18 protein-coding genes are annotated in these 17,135 nt (G+C 61.7%); 16 read left to right on the top strand and 2 right to left on the bottom strand.

The window, feature by feature from the left end; all coding sequences use genetic code 11:
* Positions 1-199 precede the first annotated feature (199 nt).
* Both WP12_RS16740 and WP12_RS23535 read right to left on the bottom strand, forming a co-directional pair.
* Complete coding sequence (locus WP12_RS16740) at positions 200-577, bottom strand: hypothetical protein (RefSeq protein WP_046194817.1); 378 nt, start codon at positions 575-577, stop codon at positions 200-202.
* Positions 567-1,295 carry a helix-turn-helix domain-containing protein gene (locus WP12_RS23535; protein WP_152664040.1) on the bottom strand — a complete coding sequence of 243 codons (729 nt, stop codon included), beginning with the start codon at positions 1,293-1,295 and terminating at the stop codon, positions 567-569. The genes WP12_RS16740 and WP12_RS23535 overlap by 11 nt, the downstream gene beginning before the upstream one ends.
* A gap of 14 nt (positions 1,296-1,309) precedes the next feature.
* On the opposite strand from WP12_RS23535, the gene WP12_RS16730 reads away from it, so the two are divergent.
* The 16 genes from WP12_RS16730 to WP12_RS16645 all read left to right on the top strand — a co-directional run bounded on the left by WP12_RS16730 (position 1,310) and on the right by WP12_RS16645 (position 16,813).
* Positions 1,310-1,555 carry a hypothetical protein gene (locus tag WP12_RS16730; protein WP_046194915.1) on the top strand — a complete coding sequence of 82 codons (246 nt, stop codon included), beginning with the start codon at positions 1,310-1,312 and terminating at the stop codon, positions 1,553-1,555.
* 32 nt (positions 1,556-1,587) lie between these two features.
* Positions 1,588-2,061: a helix-turn-helix domain-containing protein gene (locus WP12_RS24960; RefSeq protein ID WP_152664039.1), complete on the top strand. Its 474-nt coding sequence runs from the start codon at positions 1,588-1,590 to the stop codon at positions 2,059-2,061.
* The gene (locus tag WP12_RS24265) at positions 2,058-2,987 is read left to right on the top strand and encodes a ParB N-terminal domain-containing protein (RefSeq protein ID WP_084691201.1); all 930 of its coding nucleotides are present in this window, start codon (positions 2,058-2,060) and stop codon (positions 2,985-2,987) included. Before WP12_RS24960 ends, WP12_RS24265 begins: the two co-directional genes overlap by 4 nt.
* Complete coding sequence (locus WP12_RS16705; RefSeq protein ID WP_052730445.1) at positions 2,984-4,939, top strand: transposase domain-containing protein; 1,956 nt, start codon at positions 2,984-2,986, stop codon at positions 4,937-4,939. The genes WP12_RS24265 and WP12_RS16705 overlap by 4 nt, the downstream gene beginning before the upstream one ends.
* Before the next feature lie 40 nt (positions 4,940-4,979).
* Positions 4,980-5,228: a hypothetical protein gene (locus WP12_RS16700; RefSeq protein ID WP_046194813.1), complete on the top strand. Its 249-nt coding sequence runs from the start codon at positions 4,980-4,982 to the stop codon at positions 5,226-5,228.
* Positions 5,222-5,461, top strand: a complete 240-nt coding sequence (locus tag WP12_RS16695; protein WP_046194812.1) for a hypothetical protein — start codon at positions 5,222-5,224, stop codon at positions 5,459-5,461. The genes WP12_RS16700 and WP12_RS16695 overlap by 7 nt, the downstream gene beginning before the upstream one ends.
* A 144-nt stretch (positions 5,462-5,605) precedes the next feature.
* Complete coding sequence (locus tag WP12_RS16690) at positions 5,606-6,556, top strand: AAA family ATPase (protein WP_046194811.1); 951 nt, start codon at positions 5,606-5,608, stop codon at positions 6,554-6,556.
* Between the two features lie 147 nt (positions 6,557-6,703).
* Entirely contained in the window at positions 6,704-7,246 is a 543-nt protein-coding gene (locus tag WP12_RS16685) for a gp16 family protein (RefSeq protein ID WP_052730444.1), read from the top strand.
* Positions 7,243-7,707: a hypothetical protein gene (locus WP12_RS16680; protein ID WP_046194810.1), complete on the top strand. Its 465-nt coding sequence runs from the start codon at positions 7,243-7,245 to the stop codon at positions 7,705-7,707. Before WP12_RS16685 ends, WP12_RS16680 begins: the two co-directional genes overlap by 4 nt.
* Before the next feature lie 5 nt (positions 7,708-7,712).
* Positions 7,713-8,192, top strand: coding sequence for a hypothetical protein (locus WP12_RS16675; protein ID WP_152664038.1), 480 nt, complete (start codon positions 7,713-7,715; stop codon positions 8,190-8,192).
* An 85-nt stretch (positions 8,193-8,277) separates the two neighbouring features.
* The gene (locus tag WP12_RS16670; protein WP_152664037.1) at positions 8,278-8,970 is read left to right on the top strand and encodes a hypothetical protein; all 693 of its coding nucleotides are present in this window, start codon (positions 8,278-8,280) and stop codon (positions 8,968-8,970) included.
* A gap of 203 nt (positions 8,971-9,173) precedes the next feature.
* Entirely contained in the window at positions 9,174-9,956 is a 783-nt protein-coding gene (locus tag WP12_RS23525; RefSeq protein WP_052730442.1) for a hypothetical protein, read from the top strand.
* Positions 9,956-12,883, top strand: coding sequence for a phage tail length tape measure family protein (locus WP12_RS16660; protein ID WP_046194807.1), 2,928 nt, complete (start codon positions 9,956-9,958; stop codon positions 12,881-12,883). Before WP12_RS23525 ends, WP12_RS16660 begins: the two co-directional genes overlap by 1 nt.
* A gap of 27 nt (positions 12,884-12,910) precedes the next feature.
* Positions 12,911-13,666, top strand: coding sequence for a hypothetical protein (locus WP12_RS16655; protein ID WP_046194806.1), 756 nt, complete (start codon positions 12,911-12,913; stop codon positions 13,664-13,666).
* 229 nt (positions 13,667-13,895) lie between these two features.
* A complete protein-coding gene (locus WP12_RS16650) occupies positions 13,896-16,094 on the top strand; it encodes a phage/plasmid primase, P4 family (RefSeq protein WP_160299239.1) in 2,199 nt (732 codons plus the stop codon).
* A gap of 215 nt (positions 16,095-16,309) precedes the next feature.
* Positions 16,310-16,813, top strand: a complete 504-nt coding sequence (locus WP12_RS16645; protein WP_152664036.1) for a hypothetical protein — start codon at positions 16,310-16,312, stop codon at positions 16,811-16,813.
* Positions 16,814-17,135 lie beyond the last annotated feature (322 nt).

The following is a 17,135-nucleotide window of genomic DNA, read 5'->3' as shown; positions in this document are numbered from 1 at the left end:
CGGCTGTCAGACCGGCACGCGATAGCTTAACGGGTTGATTGAGAATATCCGAATAAAAAGGCCCCGCCAAAGCGGGGCCTGATTTGCCTATTTCGTCTTTCTTCGGGCCCGTGTCATCCCAGGCCAAATTAGATCGACGCGGCGGAGCTGCCGAATGACCAAAATAATATAGCGGATGAACGCCAGATCGCAACGGTTTCTATCTTCGTCTCCCCTTGGCTCGGATCTGACCAAGCAATTCAGCAAGCTCTAAGCAGGTCATTTTGCCTTGGCTCCAATGCTCTTCGCGGAGGATATCCGACTCCTCACCTTCGGTAACCAACGCCAAATGGTTTCGACCGTTAAAGGATTGCACCGGGAAATGATGAGTGAGCGACGCATCGAGTAATTCGATTTCGCTGACGGTATCGAGCCGATAGTGGGGTATTTGCCCCGTACCCATTTTCCCAATGCGGAGAGCAAGCGGGCCATGCTCCTTCTCGGCGGCAAGCATGTTCGCGAGGGCAAGCCGGACATACCGTTCGGGCTTACTAAGATCGGCAGCAATGTCGGCCAAGGTGACACCATCAGGCAGCATCGGCGTTAGCCTTTAATTCTAGTTTCAACGCTTGAAGAAGGCCAAGTATCTCCCGAGCATCAATCCGATAATCCACGATTAACGTCAGTAAGGCTTGATTTAAGTCAGGACCAATTTTCAGCCCAACGCCTCCTAGCGCATCCCGGAGATCGTGCTCCGCACGATTACGATCTGCGACGACAGCTGCATACCGGGCAGACCGCCGCTCTGCCGCAGCTGCGTCATTACAATGAATGCGGAGGATATCGTCAGCCAGCGCTTTGGTTTGATCGCTGATTAGCGGGTCGGTCGAAGTTGCTATGCGTCCCAGGGCGTCCGCAGCTCGCTGGACAATGTGGAAAGAGGCGGCCTGCGATAGCGCATCATCGGCCATATATTTGCCAGGATTGACGACTTGGTCCTTTAGTTCGTGAACCTTGGCTGCATAATGCGAATCGACTTCCGCCGATTGCCCCGATCGGCGTTCGCCAAATAATATAAACGGGATGTCGGCCCCCACCTCGCGAAACGACACCAATGCCTTCGCGGTAGGCGACGATTCATCCTTCTCCCAGCTAATCTGAGCACTCTTTGATGCACCGGCTATCTGAGCAAAATAGGTCTGGCTGAGCCCAAGCCTCAATCGCTCTGCCTTCAGACGCGCCCCAATAGACAATGTTTGCTCACTTTCGCTTGCATGGTTCTGATTTCGCCACCATAGTGCTGATATCCGAACCATGGAGCAGTTACGTTATGGCAAGTTTACTCCAAGTGGAAGAGGTTCGCGACCGTTTGGCGCGAATTGGAAAGACTGCCGTAGATGTAGCCGGAGAGCTCGACGTGCCGGTTCCGGTCGTGCGTGGCGTTCTTTCGGGCAAGCTGAAGGGTGCACGCGGGGATGCGCATAAAGTCGCGGTCATTCTCGGCCTCAAGGACGGAATAATTGTCGCCGACAACACGCCGTTGTCGGAAGCCATGCGGATCGCAAAGGCGAACTAATGGCGAGCGCGGGGGCGAGCCATGCGGCCAGAATGGTTGAGGCCCGACGGGCGGGAGGCGATCGGCTGCGTCTGGAGCGCGAGCGTCTGGGCTTTGCACCGGTCGCTTTAGCCGCGCTGGGCGGTCAGAGCCTTAATTCGCAGCTCGCATATGAGGCCGGGCGACGTTCGCCCGATGCAGACTATCTCCGCGCAATCGCCACTACCGGAGCCGACATCGCATATATCGTGATGGGGCTCCGGTCGCTCGATTCCAGCGCAGTTAATCAACTGTCGCGCCGGAGGGTCGAGGCTGTCGAAGCGGCGTGGCATCTCATCGTAAAGAAGCCCCATTTCTGGCCGGATCAGGAGGTGCGCCGGGCGTTGATCAGCTGGCACCGCGAGATGCCGGTGCGTCGCCTTCAGGAAATGCTTGCTGCTCAGTTCGGGCCAGGGCGTGTTCCTCCAAAATCGTCGATTCATCGGTTCTGGATTGCGCTCGATCAGTTCTGGCGAGCACAGCCATGACCGCGCGCGCCATCTTGCGATTGCCGCTTGCCAACATAGCTGTCGGTGAGCGCGTAGGATTCTACCACGCGGATCACGCAGCGCGGCTCGGGGCCAGCATGGCCGCCGAGGGTCAGCACGATCCCATTCACGTTCGCCGCAATGGCAATCGTGCCGCGCTGGCCTGGACGCTCGTTGCTGGTCTTCACCGGTTACGCGGTGCCGAATTGGCAGGCTTGAGCGCTATCGACGCTATCCAAATTGCGGACAGCAGCACTGCCGCTGTCGAGTTGCGCCGCCTCGAACTGTCGGAGAATATTGATCACCGTGAGTTGCGGCCGATTGAGCGCGCAATTTTTTTGAATGAGCTGGCGAAGATCGCCGAAGCTGAACAGTACGGCGATCGGGCTGGAGAAAGCCGCCAGACGCGTGGTGCCAGAGCCCGTTGGAACGCCGATGCGTTCCCTCACGATGCTACGGCCACGATTGCCGTAGCATCAAAATGGGATGCCATTGCCGCCGAGAGGGCGGGAATTTCCGAGCGGTCGTTGCGCCATTATCGCGTGATTTATCGTAGGATCGCCGAGCCGTTTCTTGACCTTGCCGAAGCCCTGAACACTCACCGGCTCGGCGAGCAGCTCACGAACATGGCGAAGATCGCCAGCATCGTCGGCGAAGATGGCCGACGCCAGGTGATCGAGATCATCCTGGCTGACCCGGATTTCGCTTCGGTGGATGCGGCAATGGTGCAGCTCGGCATCAGCACGAGCAAGGCCACGCGAACGGAAGCCGTCGAAGCGAACGCCTTTTATCAGCGGTTCTTCATGAACTGGGATCGGCTCGATCTCAGGCGCAAGCGACTGGCGACCGTCGAGCTGGTCAAGAGCATGACACCGGGCATGAAAGCCGAGCTGCGGCGATTGCTCGACGAGGAGGCGCAGCGTTGAGCGCCGCGCCGTCCGTTGAATGGCTCTCAGCCGCCGAACTGGCCGAGCTGAGCCTTCCGGGCTTGCCGCGGAACAAGCGGCAGGTATCTGATCTAGCCGCGGTTGAGCGCTGGGCGGTCCGCCGTGGCGATTACGGGCTTCCGCTCGCGCGGAAGCGCGTGGGGCGCGGTGGCGGGCTCGAATATCACATTGATCTTCTGCCGGCACCAGCGCGCCAAGCGCTGGAAACGAAGCTCGCGCTTTCTTCCATGCCCGATGCTGCCAACGATGCGCCCCAGGTCGAGCAGGCATGGGACTGGTTTGCGCGGCAATCGGAAGGCGTAAAGGCAGAGGCCGAGCGCCGTCTTGCGATCATTCTCGACATCGAACGGGCTGTTGAAAGCGGCGCAACCAAAACGATTGCGATCCGCGAGGCTATTGTTCGATGGGGCGGTTCGCCCGCCACGATTCACAACTGGTTCGCCGAGATCAAATCGGTTGCGCTCAGTGATCGGCTGCCCTTTCTCGCTCCGCGACGCGTTGGCGGCGGCAAAGAAGTCGAGATCGACGCCAACGCGTGGCAGATACTCAAGTCCGATTATCTTCGGCCTGAGCAGCCGACCTTCGCGTCCTGCTATTACAGGCTTTTGGAGGACTATGCCGCACCGCGTGGCATGGAGCTGCCGCACCCGCGCACCCTCCAGCGCCGGCTAGAGAAAGAGGTTGAGCGGTCGCTGAAGATCGCGAAGCGGAATGGACGGGAGGCACTACGTCGCTCTGTCCCGGCGCAATCGCGGACCGTCAAAGACCTTCACGCGATGAAGGCCGTCAATATCGACGGCCATATGTTCGATGTGTTCGTTCGCTGGCCCGATGGCCGGGTTGGTCGGCCGGTCATGGTCGGCATCCAGGATATCTATAGCCGCAAGCTGCTGGCGTGGCGGATCGGTGAGACCGAAAACACGTTGTTGACCCGCCTTGCCTTCGCCGACTTGTTTGACGACTGGGGCATTCCCCTCGAATGTGTGCTCGACAATGGGCGCGCCTTCGCATCGAAGGCGATCACTGGCGGCGCGAAATCCCGCTATAGGTTTAAGATCAAGGATACCGATCCGACCGGCGTGCTGACCGCGTTGGGCATTCGTATCCATTGGGCGCTGCCGTATCGCGGATCTTCGAAGCCGATTGAGCGCGCCTGGCGTGATATGTGCGACGACATCGCCAAGCATCCCGCGATGTCCGGCGCTTACACTGGCAACAAACCCGATGCGAAGCCGGAAAATTACCGTGAGCGCGCCATTCCGCTCGACGAATTTGCCGAGCATGTCCGGCGTCGCGTCGCAGCACTGAACGCGCGCGCCGGTCGTAGAAGCGAGGCAGCGAACGGCGCGAGCTTCGATGCAGCTTTCTCGGCTTCCTATGAAACCGCGCCGATTGGAAAGGCGACGGCCGAACAGATGCGCCTGGCCCTTCTTGTCGCCGAGGATCGTAGTTGCGACCGTCATAATGGAGCCGTCACCCTCGATGGAAACCGCTACTGGACGCCGGAATTACACAATTTCGCCGGCAAGAAGGTCACGGTTCGGTTCGATCCCGACAATCTCCACGGCGAAATCCACATCTACCGGACGACAGGCGAGTATGTCTGTGCAGCGCCCGTCATTGAAGCGACGGGTTTCTTCGATCGAGCCGGTGCTACTCGACGGGCGAAACAAGAGGCCGATTGGCGTCGCAAATTTCGCGAGGCCGAGCGGGCGCATGATCTCGTAGTCGCGGAGAAGGTCGCAGAGGCATATGCGCAGCCGCGCCAGCCATCTCCCACGCCGACCGCATCCGTCGTTCGTCCTGTGCGGCATCGCGGGCAAACTGCGGCGGCGTTGAAGCCCGCTTCAATGCCGGTTGAAGCGGGCGTTGAACAGCCATTTCTGGACAACCTCCTGCGCGGCGCTCGGCTGCGCGCGGTGGGGGACTGAGCTGTTTATGGCAGGCCCGACTACATCCAACGATAATATCTTGATCGATAGCGCCGATCTTTCGGGCGATATTGCGCGCACCCAAGCAGCGGAGTTGGCGGGCTACCTCGCCGCGATCGATACGCTCCTGCGACGTGGAGCCCCGACCGCCCTGGCGGCATCGCTGGTCGATCCCGAGGCAATGGTGCGGCGATCGTATCTGACCGGGAACCTCTTGCCGTGGGCCGCACGCGCGCGGCTCGGCAAATATATCGCGCTGCTTCGCCTCGCGGGAGATCTGCCGTGCTGATCGATATGGCAGAAGTTCTACGGCGCGCGGAGTTGAGCGGCTATCTTGAAGCCGTCGCGGAGCTGATTCGACGTCACGATCGCCGCGACTTGGCCGCTGAGCTGCTCGCCGATCGTCGCTTGATTGCGGCCGACATAATGCGGGCAGGGCTTTCGCCGGACGACGTTTCGGAACTGCTGAAGGCTGTTCCGAACGGAGCGCCGATCGCGCTCAGTTCGAAGAGAGACGGCTGATCATGCCCGCCGATCTCTTCAACATCGCGCCGTTCGGCGCTTTCCAGTTCATCCGCGCGATAGCGCCGATGATGTCGGCCGCGCCGGGGCTGCAACCCCGACGCGGCCTTTTACTCCCGTCCATAGGAGCAAGGAGCAGGTAGCATGCAGATCGTAATCGACAACAGCGTGGACATTGAGGGCGCGCGCGCCTGGCTAGTCACGCACAAGGAAGATGAAACGCTGAGCTGGCCCGCCTTGGGCAAGCTTACCGACGTTGCCGACAGCACGCTCTCACTCTTCGCGAGCGGCAGCTACCGAGGGAGCAATGAGAAGGTCGCGGGCAAAGTGCTCGCCTACCGCGCTCGCCTTGATGTCCAGGCAAAGATCGGCGCTCAAGCGCCTGCGGTGCCGAGCTGGTATGAGACGCAGACGGCGACGCAACTTACTGGCCTGCTTCAATATGCGCAGACGGGCCGCATCGTGCTGATCGTAACCGCGCCCGGCATCGGCAAAACCCGTGTCGCGGAGCGCCTGGCCGACGCCGATCCGAACGTATGGCTGGCTACGATGTCGCCCGCTACGGCGGGCGTTGCGACTATGGCATCGGAAGTCGCCGAGGCAATCGGCCTCGGTGAAATCACCGGCAGCCCGCAACAGCTCTCGCGAAAGATTCGAGCGCACATCAGCGGCAAGAAAGGCCTGCTGATCATCGACGAAGCCCAAGAGCTCAACGACAAGGCGCTCAACGAAATTCGAGGCTGGCACGATCGCACGAAGGTGGGCGTCGCGTTGCTTGGCAATGACAAGGTTGTCGGCCAGCTCGACAGTCGGAAAAGCGCACTAGCTCAGGTGAGCAGCCGGTTCTCATACCGGCACGTTCAATATGAACCGCTGCCCGGCGATATTGAGGCGCTGCTGTCGGCCTGGAGCGTCACCGATGCCGAGCAAGCCACATTCCTGCGCAAGATCGGCGCATTGCCGGGCGCGCTGCGTGAACTGACCCATATATTGGAGATTGCGAGCCTGACAGCTTCGGGCGCGGGCCAGCCTATTTCGATCGCGCATCTGCGCGATGCGGCCAAGCGGCGCAATTTTCGTGCGGGAGGCCGCTGATGGCACAGGACATTGGAGAGCGTGCGGCCTTCCTTATCGTCGATGGCGCTGGGAAGCCTTCCCATGAGGGTCGCTCCGCATTTGTGGGGCTGACGCCCCTAAGCGGCCCAAAAGGCCTCCAGCGTCAAATTTTCGGGGAGGCGTCCAATGGCTAAGATCAGGTCGCACAATACGAGTGTTGCGCCAGATCGTCGCGCACTTCTGGGCAAGGTACACCTCGCAAGCAAGGCGCTCGGCCTGGACGATGACGACTATCGCGCCGTACTGGAGAGGATAACCGGTAAGCGCAGCGCCGGTCAGTGTGATGCTGGTCAGCTGGTCGCCATAGTGGCCGAGTTTGAACGGCTCGGTTTTCGATCACAGGTTCGCGCGACAACTCGGCCTGGGCCGGCCAGCCATCCTATCGCTCGGAAGGCGCGCGCGATGTGGATATCGCTGCATCAGCTCGGCGCTATCAATGATCCCTCCGAGCGCGCGCTAGAGGCCTTTTGCAAGCGACAGGTCGGTGTCGATCGGCTGCACTGGGCCAATCATGCGCAGGGCTTTCGGCTGATCGAGGCACTGAAGGCTATGGCTGAACGTCATGGCTGGCATCAGGATGTTCCTAGTGGGCTGAGCGCAGCAGAGCGGACCGAGTTGCTTAAAGATCGGCTTGCCGATCTCCTGGCGCGACGGAGGGCTGCGCTATGACCGGCGCGCGCATCAAGATCGTTCTTCCCGACGATCGCAGCCAGGCGGGTGCGCTGTCGCTATTTCTTCCCGGCTCCGCCTCTCCGCTTTTCATTTGCCCTTGCCTCGGTCAAGGCACCCCTAGCGCCGACAATCCCGACTGCGACCCGATCAGGCCACGAGGTCACACCCCATTGGGGCGGTTTATGCGAACCCGCGTCGTGCGCCTGCCTCGCCCCGTCGTCGGCGTGGGCCGGCGCTGGATATCCCTGACGCCGGAATCGGGCCAAGCCCGCGACGCGTGGAATGCGGGCCGTGACGGGCTCGGTATCCATGCCGGCCGAGGCGATGAGCGCCTCTTGCCGACGCTCGGCGGTATCAGGATTCTAGAACGTGATATGTCGGTGATCGAGCGGTTGACGCTCGACCTTCCGTTCTATGTGCTGATCAAGCGCGACAAGAGCAGCCAAGGCCAGGGCTGAGCGCTGTGGACGGCTTTCCCTATAAAGAACTGGCGGACATCCCGATCCCTCGGGATGTCCAGCCTGGCCCCGGCTGGAGCGCGCAAATGCGCGAGATGGCCGACCATATTGGGGCATATGACACGCTTATTATCAGCGAGCGTTATGGCGGGCAGGATGTCTACATTCCGATCGATGCCGCCAAGAATCCGTTTCACCCGCTGATCGGTGCGGCGAAATCACGTGCGATCAGTTTCGTTTACGGTCGCCTGACACTGGCTATTCCCACTGCGCGCTATGCTTTGAATGTCGCACGACGCGCGAGTATTATCGCGGCGGTGCGCAGCGACATGCTGACCGTGGCGCACGCGGCGCGTATCATGGGAGTTCGGCGCGACTATGCTTCGAAGCTGGTCAACCGAACCCAGGAAGGGCTAGGAGCCGAACCGCCCGCGATCGGCCGCAAGGTTGACCCTCGCCAAATCGATATGTTCGCCGAAGCCTGATTTCGTTGCCCGCGCACTGGCACGCGCGCATCTCAATTCCCTCGCCGCATGATCATCGCACCGGGCAATGCGACGGGGCGGCAAGATGTTGGCACAATCTGCATCGACAGGAAATGGGGCGTTACCGACCGCTGGCGGTCCCCCCAACGCCGTCAATGACGATCAAATCCCGCGCCATCTATTACCGAAGCTCTCAGACTTTCCGATCCCGCTCAACGTGCGGATCGACCGGACCTGGGGGCCGCAAATGCGGGAATTGGCCGAGTATATCGGCGCAGCGAACGTATTGCTGCTCTGCGAGCGGTTCGGCGGGCAAGAAATCTACATACCGGCGCGCCTGTCCAACAGGCCGCATCGCGTTGCGGAGCTGGTCGGCGACCAGGCCTTCCAAATCCTGATTGAGCAATACGCTTCGTGCCGACTGCAAATCGCGACGGCACATGCCTCCATACGGCGAGCAAAGCGAGCTAGCGTCATCGCCGCTGCGCGGGTTGGTCAAATCAGTATCTCTACGGCCGCTGTGATCATTGGATCAACGCGGCCCTACACGTCCGAACTGGTCAACAATTCAACCGAGGGCTTCGGCATCAATCCTGGACCACTGCCCAGGCCCCGCGAGCTTTGCCTTGTGGAAGACGCCGCCGACATTGCGACTGGCGCCCTCATCGAAGCCGGCGCCGAGGGACCGGCCATTGAGCAGGCGCGGCAGGAAATCGTCGATCTCTGGCTTGGCCAGGTCTGCCCGCCCGACACCTCTTCCAAGGAAACCGAACAATGATCTCTCCGGCCGCTTCATATTCGCCGATCAAGATATTTCGTGCAGGTAGCTTTGAGAGCATGGAAGGCGAGAAAGTCTCCTTTAGCGCCACTGATCTCGCCGGCATCGTAGCCTCTTACGATCCGAAATCTGACCCGGCCCCAATAGTCGTGGGACATCCTAAGATGGACGCTCCGGCTTATGGCTGGATTGGCGGCCTAAGAATGGACGGCGAGCATATTGTTGCCGATCCATCGGAGATGGTGCCTGAAATGGCTGAGGCGGTGCGCAAGGGGCTATATCGGAAAGTCTCTGCGTCCTTTTATCCTCCGCAGCATCCGGGCAACCCGAAGCGCGGCCAATATTATCTTCGTCATGTCGGATTCCTGGGCGCTGCCGCTCCGGCCGTGAAAGGCTTGGGAACGCTCGCATTCGGCGAAGCTCGCTCAGCATCAGCGGTGACAATCGAAGCCGCGCCGCTGCGCGCAACGCTTCACGGTCATATGCAAATGCTCATGGCAGATCGCCCGCAATTGTCAGTCCAGGCGGCGCGTGAGCATGCCAGCAAGCAGATGGCCTTTATCAGTCTTGCCGAAGGCTGCGCCGATCCCAAGCAGGCCGCGCGCCTGGCGCGCGTGCGTCGCGCGGTCGATCTCCAGCTTGATCGACCGGCGCTCTCGTTCGGTGAAGCGATGAGGGAAGCAACCACAGAGGCCGAAATTGCCAATCTTCGCCGCCAAGCAGGGCAGGCCGGTTCGGCGCGGGTCGGTGCCATCGCGCTTGCTTCGCGTGCCAGCGCCGCCGATCCTACATTGTCGTTCGCAGATGCTTTGGCGGCCGAGCATAACCGCAACACCTTCGTCAGCCTCGCGGAACAGACCGATGATCCGATCGCGAAGCGACGGATCGCTGTCGCTGAGCGCGCTTCGCAGCTCATGACCGCATCGTCTGGCCTGACATTCGGCCAGGCACATCAGCAGGCGCAACGCGAGATGTTTCCCGGCTGATGACCCAGCTCGTATTCGGTGTCGTTCTAAAGGGTGACGGGTCCGGCCTGGTCGGTACGGCGCGCGCGTCGCAATCTGCCATTGACGGGTTGAAGGGTTCGATCGGTAGCGCGTCTGCCGAAACGCGAAAGCTCAGCGCCGACAGCAGCGCAAATGCCGCCGAGCTGCGCCGGCAGGCAGGCGAGGCGCAGCGGTCTGCTGAAGCCACCGGCCGTTTGTCATCGGCTTCGCGAGCGGCAGCCGCCGCGCAACGCGAGGCGACCGGCGCGGCGCGACAGGCGCAATTTGGTATGCGCAATCTGGGGTATCAGATCAGCGATGTCGGCGTTCAGGTCGCGTCCGGGACCAACGGCTTTCTAATTTTCGGTCAGCAAGCCGCGCAGGTAACGGCGGCGATGTCCGACATGGGTGGCAAGGTCGGTATTCTCGGCCGGGCGCTATCAGGGCCCTTGGGCGCGGCGTTCATCTCGATCGTTGCCATCGCTGGCGTTTTCGCTTCCAAGCTGTTCGAAACCGGTGAAGCCGCCAAGGCCGCAGAAACGGGCAGCTCCGGCCTGGCGGACGCTCAGAGTGCGCTCGGCGGCATCTTCGATCTCACGTCGGGTAAAATCGACAAGCAAAATGCTTTGCTGATCGCAAATGCCCGGCTGACCGCGATCAATCTTCGTGGCGAAGCCGGCCAGGCGCGGACCAGTGCTGGCAAGACGCTGCAGGACGCCAACGAGAACTCCGGCATTCTGTCTACCCTGAGGGGGTTCGCTTCTGACGGATTGAGCGGTGCGGTTGAGGCTCGCCGCCGCAATGCAGCCACTTATTTCGAACTTAAGCGCGTCGGCGACGCCAAAACCGACGGTGATCGTCAGAAGGCTGTGCAGAGTGCGCTCAACTTCAGTGAAAAGACTGACTTCAAGGGCCTGAACGTAACGGCGGAGCAATTCCGGCAGGCGGTTATCGATCTTGCCGCCGCCGCTGCGAAGGAAGTCACGGCGGGTGAGATCGACAGGGCTCTCGACACCGGCAAATTACCATCGGTGTTCAAGAAGGACGTGAAGACGCCGAAGCCGAAGAGCCTGGATAGCACGCTGGGCTCAGTGCTTAAGGATCTAGACCCGCTCGCGGCGATACAGAATGAATATGCCGAGCGGCTTAAAAATATCGAAAAACTCACCCAGGCGAAGATGATCAGCGACGCTAAGGCGGACCAGCTGCGCCTTGAGGCAGAGCGCGCCATGCGAGATGCGCGCATTAAGCTCGATGAGGATGTCGCAAAGGCATATCAGGACGGTCTGACCAAGGCTTCGTCGCAAGCCTTCCGCGATATGGTCTCGGGACCAGTGCAGGTGCTCAGCTCGTCACTCGATCAGGCGGGCGAGCAGTTGGGCAAGGGTGCTCGGAAATCGATCGAGAACCTGTTCCCTTCCGTGTCGAAGGCGCTGGGCAAGACGCTAGATAACCTCGGTGCGGGTTCAAAAATAAGCGCTACGGGCGAAAAGCTGTTCGGCGGCGCTTCCTTCGATCGAGGCTATGCAAAGCTCGGCGCGGAACTCAAATCGTCGTTCAAGGAGAATTTCGGGCCCGACAGCGAGATGGGCAAGCTGTTTAAGGCCTGGGGTGAGAAGGTTGGTGAGATCAGCGCGGCCGCTAGCCTGGGCTCACAATATGGCAGTCTCGTCGGCGGGGGCACCGCGAATAGGGTAGGCGGAGCGCTTGGAGGCATCTTCGGCAAAGAGGCCGGAAAATTAATCGGCCCGGAGATCGGCAAGGCCGTGGGCGGCAAACTCGGAGGCTTCCTTGGCGGAGCGGCAGGGCCGCTAGGCGCGATTGCGGGCGGCATGCTCGGCTCGCTGGTGGGCGGTATGTTCGCGACGGTCAAAAAGGGCTCCGCGACAATCGGCAACGTCAATGGGGAAGCCGGCGTCACCGGAACATCCGGTAATAGCCAGAGTCGCATCCAAGCTGCGAAGGGGCTGGCGGGCAATGTCGGCGATGTTCTTCAGCAGATCGTAGATCAGCTCGGCGGCCAGCTCGGCGATTTCAAAGTTTCCATCGGCGTGCGGAAAGACAAGTTCGTCGTTGACCCAAGCGGTTCAGGCCTGACCAAGGGGGCTGGCACAACGAATTACGGCAAAAGTGAAGCGGAAGCCGTAATGGCGGCCGTTTTCGACGCGATCAAGGATGGCGGCATCGTCGGGGTCTCTGCCCAGGTGCAGAAGGCGCTCCAATCTTCGCCCGACGTAGAGAAGTCGGTGCGCGAGGCTTTGAAGGTCCAAGAGGTCGAAGATCTTCTCGGTGGCCTCGGTTCGATCATGCAGCGCGAATTCAAGGCGTTCGAACAGCAGGCAGCGGACAGGCTGCGCGTCGCAAAAGAATATGGCTTCGACCTGGTCAAATTGGAGGAGCTCAACGCGAAAGAGCGCGCGGCTGCGTTCGACAAGGTTCTGAGCAGCCGCATCGAGCCGTTGAAGGCGCTGCTAGACGATCTCAACTTCGGCGAGCTGGCCGAAGGCTCAGCGGTCGATAAGCGTAACGCGCTTCTCGCTCAGGTAGCGAAGGCGCGTGCCGATGCCGAGGCGGGCATTGAGGGAGCATCGGGGCAGTATGCCGATTTGCGTCGCCGGCTCCTAGAATTGGATCGGCAATTCTTCGGCACGGCGGGGGCTGAATATACGGGCGACCGCTCCAGCACTAAAACCGAGCTGGACGCGATCATCAAGCTTGAGACTGATCGAGCCCAGGCGGCCCAACGCGCGGCGCAGGAGGCTCTTCAGGCGGCGAAAGAAACCGCCACTGGCGTTGACGAAGGCAACGACCTTTTGTCGCGTCTGCTGTCGGGCCAGCAAGAGCTGATCGCGGCCGTCGCCAAACTCGGCACCTCCGCGCTCCCATCTCAGCTTTCAGACTTCGGCCTGCGCCTGCCCGGTCGATAATTTCACCCAAGCCACAATGGAGTAACTATGAAAAGCACAACCACACTGCCGCCTTATCTCAATAAAGTCGCGGCCATCTATTGCGAGTATCAGCGGCGTGACGCCGACGAGGACGCTATCAAATCTCGCGTCGATGAGGTCGAAACCCGCCGCGCGGCGCTTCAGGGTAGGCTGTCTGCTCTTCACGCCACCAAACCAAGTCCGCCTGCTAATGTCGATGACGGGCTGGTCGCTGCTATCGCTGCCGATCCGACAGTTGAAGCCGGAGGGGACGTGATATCCGCCGCAGTAAACCGACAGGCGGAGTTTCGGGCGGCTGAGGACGCTTGGCGCGCGGGCGTCTCACTTGTTGAGCAGGCCCTATCGCGAATCGATGATGAGATCGCCTCGATCTATGCGGAGAAGCCTGCGCTTAGCGAAGCCCGTGGAGAGGCCTGGCAGAGCTTTGTGAGAACCGCCCATGATATCCTGGTCGAGCAGTTCATTGCCGAGTTCAGTGTCATGGCTGGGCGGCTGCTCGATCCGATCGTTGCTCTATCACGCCTGAAGAATGGACAGGATAACACGATCGTACCCGGCGGTGCCTGCACCATAGACAAAGCCACCATAGTACGCCTGCGGCATTATCAGGAGGTGCATACGGCAACCTGCCCATATTCGGGCGAGCGGTCCGTCTCCACTATGAATCGCGGTGACATTCTGTTTGCGCCAACCGTTATCCGACATGATCAGGCTGACGGGATTCTGGCGCGCTTCAAGGCGAGCTTCGGGGCCGAGGTTTAACACTCGGAAGGGGCCGTTGAAGGGCCTTTGATTGACCCTTCAACGGCTGCTAAGAGGAGCCATGTCGTCGCGATTGAGTGCTCTAAAACCTCTTGTCCAAGACTCCAGAACCTCTTGTCGCGCTACATCCGCATCGTCTCCCCCCTCTTCCTCGGCCTCCCCTTCCTCCCCCTCCGGGGGAACAGGCGCGACCCTTCCGGACGCTTCCGATGCGGTGCGAAAGTACGCATTGACGGCCTTGGACGGCGAGTGCCGCGAATTGGCGGCGACGCCGAAGGGTGGCGGGCAATATAACGGCCGCAACCAAGGCATCTATCATGCCGGGCTTAAGATGGGCTCGCTGGTCGCGGCCGGCGCGCTGAGCGAGGGCGTGGCGCGCGCGGCGATACAGGACGTGATCGACCGGATGCCCGGCAATGACGATCCGGACGGCGCGCGCTCCACGCTCGATCGCGGGCTGCGCGATGGGCAGGCGAAACCGCGCGACCTTCGCGAGATCGAGGAAGCGGCCCGCGCGCGGGCTTCGCGATCTAGGTCCTCGCCCTCGGCCGCCTCTCGCCTGCGCCCCCCGCCCCCGGCCTCGGGGGAAGCCCTGCAAAGCTTCCGTTCGGAAGGGAGCGGCCCTGACGCTGAAGAAGGGGGCGGGGGGGATGAGGACGAGCGCGACGCGGACGAGATCAACCGCGAGTGCCTGTTCTTCCCGCATACCGACCTGGGCAATGCCGAGCGGTTCCGCGCGCGATTTGGCCGCGACTTCCGCTGGTCGCCGGCGCTGGGTTGGATGGGGTGGGACGGCCGCCGCTGGGCCGCGCTCGATCAGGACGAAAAGAGCGTGCCGGCCGTCGTGATGCAGGCCGTGTTCGACACGGTGCGCGCCATACAGGACGAGGCGGCGTTCGTTGGCGGCAGCGGGGTGAAGCGGCCCGACATCGATCATGTCGCGATCGAGGACCTTACGGTTCGCGAAAAGAAGCAGCTGGCGCTGTATATCGAGACGGGCGAGTGCGACGATGCCATGGATTATGTCACCGACGCACGCGGCAACCCGCTGTGGTCGGACCTGATCAAGAAATGGGGGCGCACGTCGGAGGCGTCGGGCAAGCTGTCCGCCATCGCGCAGATCGCGCGCAGCTGGCTCGCGGTGCGCGTCGATCAGTTCGATACAGACCCGCTCGCCATCAACGTGCTGAACGGCACGCTGCGCTTCAAGAAGGTGCCGCTGGGCATCGTGGACGGCAAGGAACGCTATCGGGCGGAGGTGAAGCTTACGCCGCACCGGCGCGACGATCTGCTGAGCAAGCTCGCTCCGGTCATCTATGATCCGCCGGCCGATGGGCGGCCGGGGGCGCTGTGCCCGATCTATGACGATCTGATCCAGTGGGCGCAGCCGATCGCCGCCAAGCGCCGCTATATCCACGCGTGGGGCGGCTATTCGATGACCAGCGAGGTCGGGCTGCAGATGCTCCACTTCTGGTACGGTCTAGGCGGCAACGGCAAATCGACCGTTATGGATATGTGGTGCGAGGCGCTCGGCGACTATAGCGACACCATCCCGATCGAGAGCTTCCTCGACCAGGGCATCAAGAAGCGCGGCGATCAGGCCTCGCCCGACCTCGCCAAGCTGGGCGGTGTGCGCCTGCTGCGCACGTCGGAGCCCGACGAAGGGGCCAAGCTATCGACCGGCCTGATCAAGCTGGTGACCGGCGGCGAGCCGGTGCCGGTGCGCCACCTCAATCGCGGTTTCTTCAATCTGAAGATCCAGTTCAAGCTGACGGTGCAGGGCAATCACAAGCCCGACATCCGGCAGACGGATGACGGCATCTGGCGGCGCGTGAAGCTGATCCATTGGGGCGAGCGCGTCATAGACGAGACCAACCCGCACGGATCGCGGCAGAAGGACCCGTACCTGAAGGACAAGATGGCGCCCGAGCTGAGCGGCATCTTCAACCGCTTGGTCGCCGGCCTGCTCGACTATCTGGCGAACGGGCTGATCGAGCCGGAGGACGTGACCAAGGACACGGCGCAATATCGCGCGGAGAATGACCCGCTGGCGCGCTTCCTCAAGCTCTGCACCGTGCCCGACCCGGAAAGCACGGCGCGATCGTCGAAGCTCTACGAGCTGTTTCAGGCGTGGTGCAAATGCGCGGACGAGACCGAGTGGAAGCAGAAGGGCTTTAGCCGGGCGATGTCCTCCAAGGGCTATCAGAAGAAACAGAGCGACGGGATGTACTGGCTGGGCATGCGCATCGTGCGCGACCCTGACGAGTTCGTGGACGCCGCAACCGGCAAGGCGCGGACCAGCTTCAGCGTCGATGATGACGCCTCGGCCGCGCCGCCGCCGACGCCGCCACCCGACGATCGCGCGGGCAATTGGGGCGACCCGGACGACGGGTTCCGCACCTCCGATGATGGCGAACCGGTGTTGTAACCCTTCCGGGTGGAAGGGTGGCGGAAGGGTTAACGGAAGGGTGAAATGGCGGATTTCTGCGCGTCTGGAAGGGTTGGAAGGGTTTTCTTGCTGGGCTTCCATGTGCGGGGGTGCGGGTGTGCGCGCGGATGTGCGCACACAAACCCTATCTATCCTTCCAATCCTTCCAACCCTTCCGAGGGTTGGGTTAAGTAATTGAGATAAGGGGTTTTGTGATGGTGAGTGATGGTGCTGGATCATTCCATGATCCTTCCGCGATGGTTCCGGGGCTTCAGCAGGCGTTTCACGACTTCAATGCGGTCGAGGAACGGCTGCGGGCGGCGATGGAGGTGCTGATGCGATCGTCGGATCGTGAGTGGGGCTGGCTGCATCCCGGCACGTTGGCGATGTGGCGGCAGTATCGGCCCGAGATCGCCGACGCAGGGGATGCCGACAAGGTGCTGGTGACGTGCGGCATGGCGCGCGCCGATGTCGAGCGGGCGGACGAGGCGATGGGCTGGGTGGCGGCGTGGGTCGAGGCTGGTATCGCGCGGCGGATCGTCGGCATCGCGTTGATGCAGCTCGCGCTCGGCAACCGCTCGCGGATCGAATGGCCGGCGGTGCTTCGCCGCCTTGGCCGTGACGGCAAGGGATGGACCACCGACGCGCTCCGGATGCGCTATGGCCGCGCCATCACCGCGATAGCCAATGCGCTGAACGCTAGGAGTTTCGGGGCCTAGAGGCCGTCAAGCCCTAGAACTTGCGCGGCGTGAACTTTTCCGTGTTCGTTTCTAGGGGTGAATGGGCCTATTTATTCCTACGTTGGGGCACCGCTATGGACGCGAGGCACCAACGGCCTTTCAGGCATCCTCTCCTAAGCCTGACCGCGCCCGCCCTGCTCCCTTGCTCGGCGGGCGCGGTGCTTTTCGACCGCTTCGCTGGTCATGTCGTCCGTTCCGTTCCGTGGGCCGGGCGGCATGATCACCGCAGCGACCGATAATGCCCCCGGAGCGAAGCCCGCCGGGTGGGGGTGGCATAGACCCACCCCCACCCTTTGGGTCC

It is taken from the genome of Sphingomonas sp. SRS2, assembly GCF_000971055.1.
Lineage (GTDB): Bacteria > Pseudomonadota > Alphaproteobacteria > Sphingomonadales > Sphingomonadaceae > Rhizorhabdus.
This window is presented reverse-complemented; position numbering and strand designations above follow the sequence as displayed.

Bases quoted from the DNA above. Each gene is read 5' to 3' on its own strand.
- WP12_RS16740 (WP_046194817.1), bottom strand. From the start codon at position 577: ATGCTGCCTGATGGTGTCACCTTGGCCGACATTGCTGCCGATCTTAGT.
- WP12_RS23535 (WP_152664040.1), bottom strand. From the start codon at position 1,295: ATGGTTCGGATATCAGCACTATGGTGGCGAAATCAGAACCATGCAAGC.
- WP12_RS16730 (WP_046194915.1), top strand. From the start codon at position 1,310: ATGGCAAGTTTACTCCAAGTGGAAGAGGTTCGCGACCGTTTGGCGCGA.
- WP12_RS24960 (WP_152664039.1), top strand. From the start codon at position 1,588: ATGGTTGAGGCCCGACGGGCGGGAGGCGATCGGCTGCGTCTGGAGCGC.
- WP12_RS24265 (WP_084691201.1), top strand. From the start codon at position 2,058: ATGACCGCGCGCGCCATCTTGCGATTGCCGCTTGCCAACATAGCTGTC.
- WP12_RS16690 (WP_046194811.1), top strand. From the start codon at position 5,606: ATGCAGATCGTAATCGACAACAGCGTGGACATTGAGGGCGCGCGCGCC.
- WP12_RS16685 (WP_052730444.1), top strand. From the start codon at position 6,704: ATGGCTAAGATCAGGTCGCACAATACGAGTGTTGCGCCAGATCGTCGC.
- WP12_RS16680 (WP_046194810.1), top strand. From the start codon at position 7,243: ATGACCGGCGCGCGCATCAAGATCGTTCTTCCCGACGATCGCAGCCAG.
- WP12_RS16670 (WP_152664037.1), top strand. From the start codon at position 8,278: ATGTTGGCACAATCTGCATCGACAGGAAATGGGGCGTTACCGACCGCT.
- WP12_RS23525 (WP_052730442.1), top strand. From the start codon at position 9,174: ATGGACGGCGAGCATATTGTTGCCGATCCATCGGAGATGGTGCCTGAA.
- WP12_RS16660 (WP_046194807.1), top strand. From the start codon at position 9,956: ATGACCCAGCTCGTATTCGGTGTCGTTCTAAAGGGTGACGGGTCCGGC.
- WP12_RS16655 (WP_046194806.1), top strand. From the start codon at position 12,911: ATGAAAAGCACAACCACACTGCCGCCTTATCTCAATAAAGTCGCGGCC.
- WP12_RS16645 (WP_152664036.1), top strand. From the start codon at position 16,310: ATGGTGAGTGATGGTGCTGGATCATTCCATGATCCTTCCGCGATGGTT.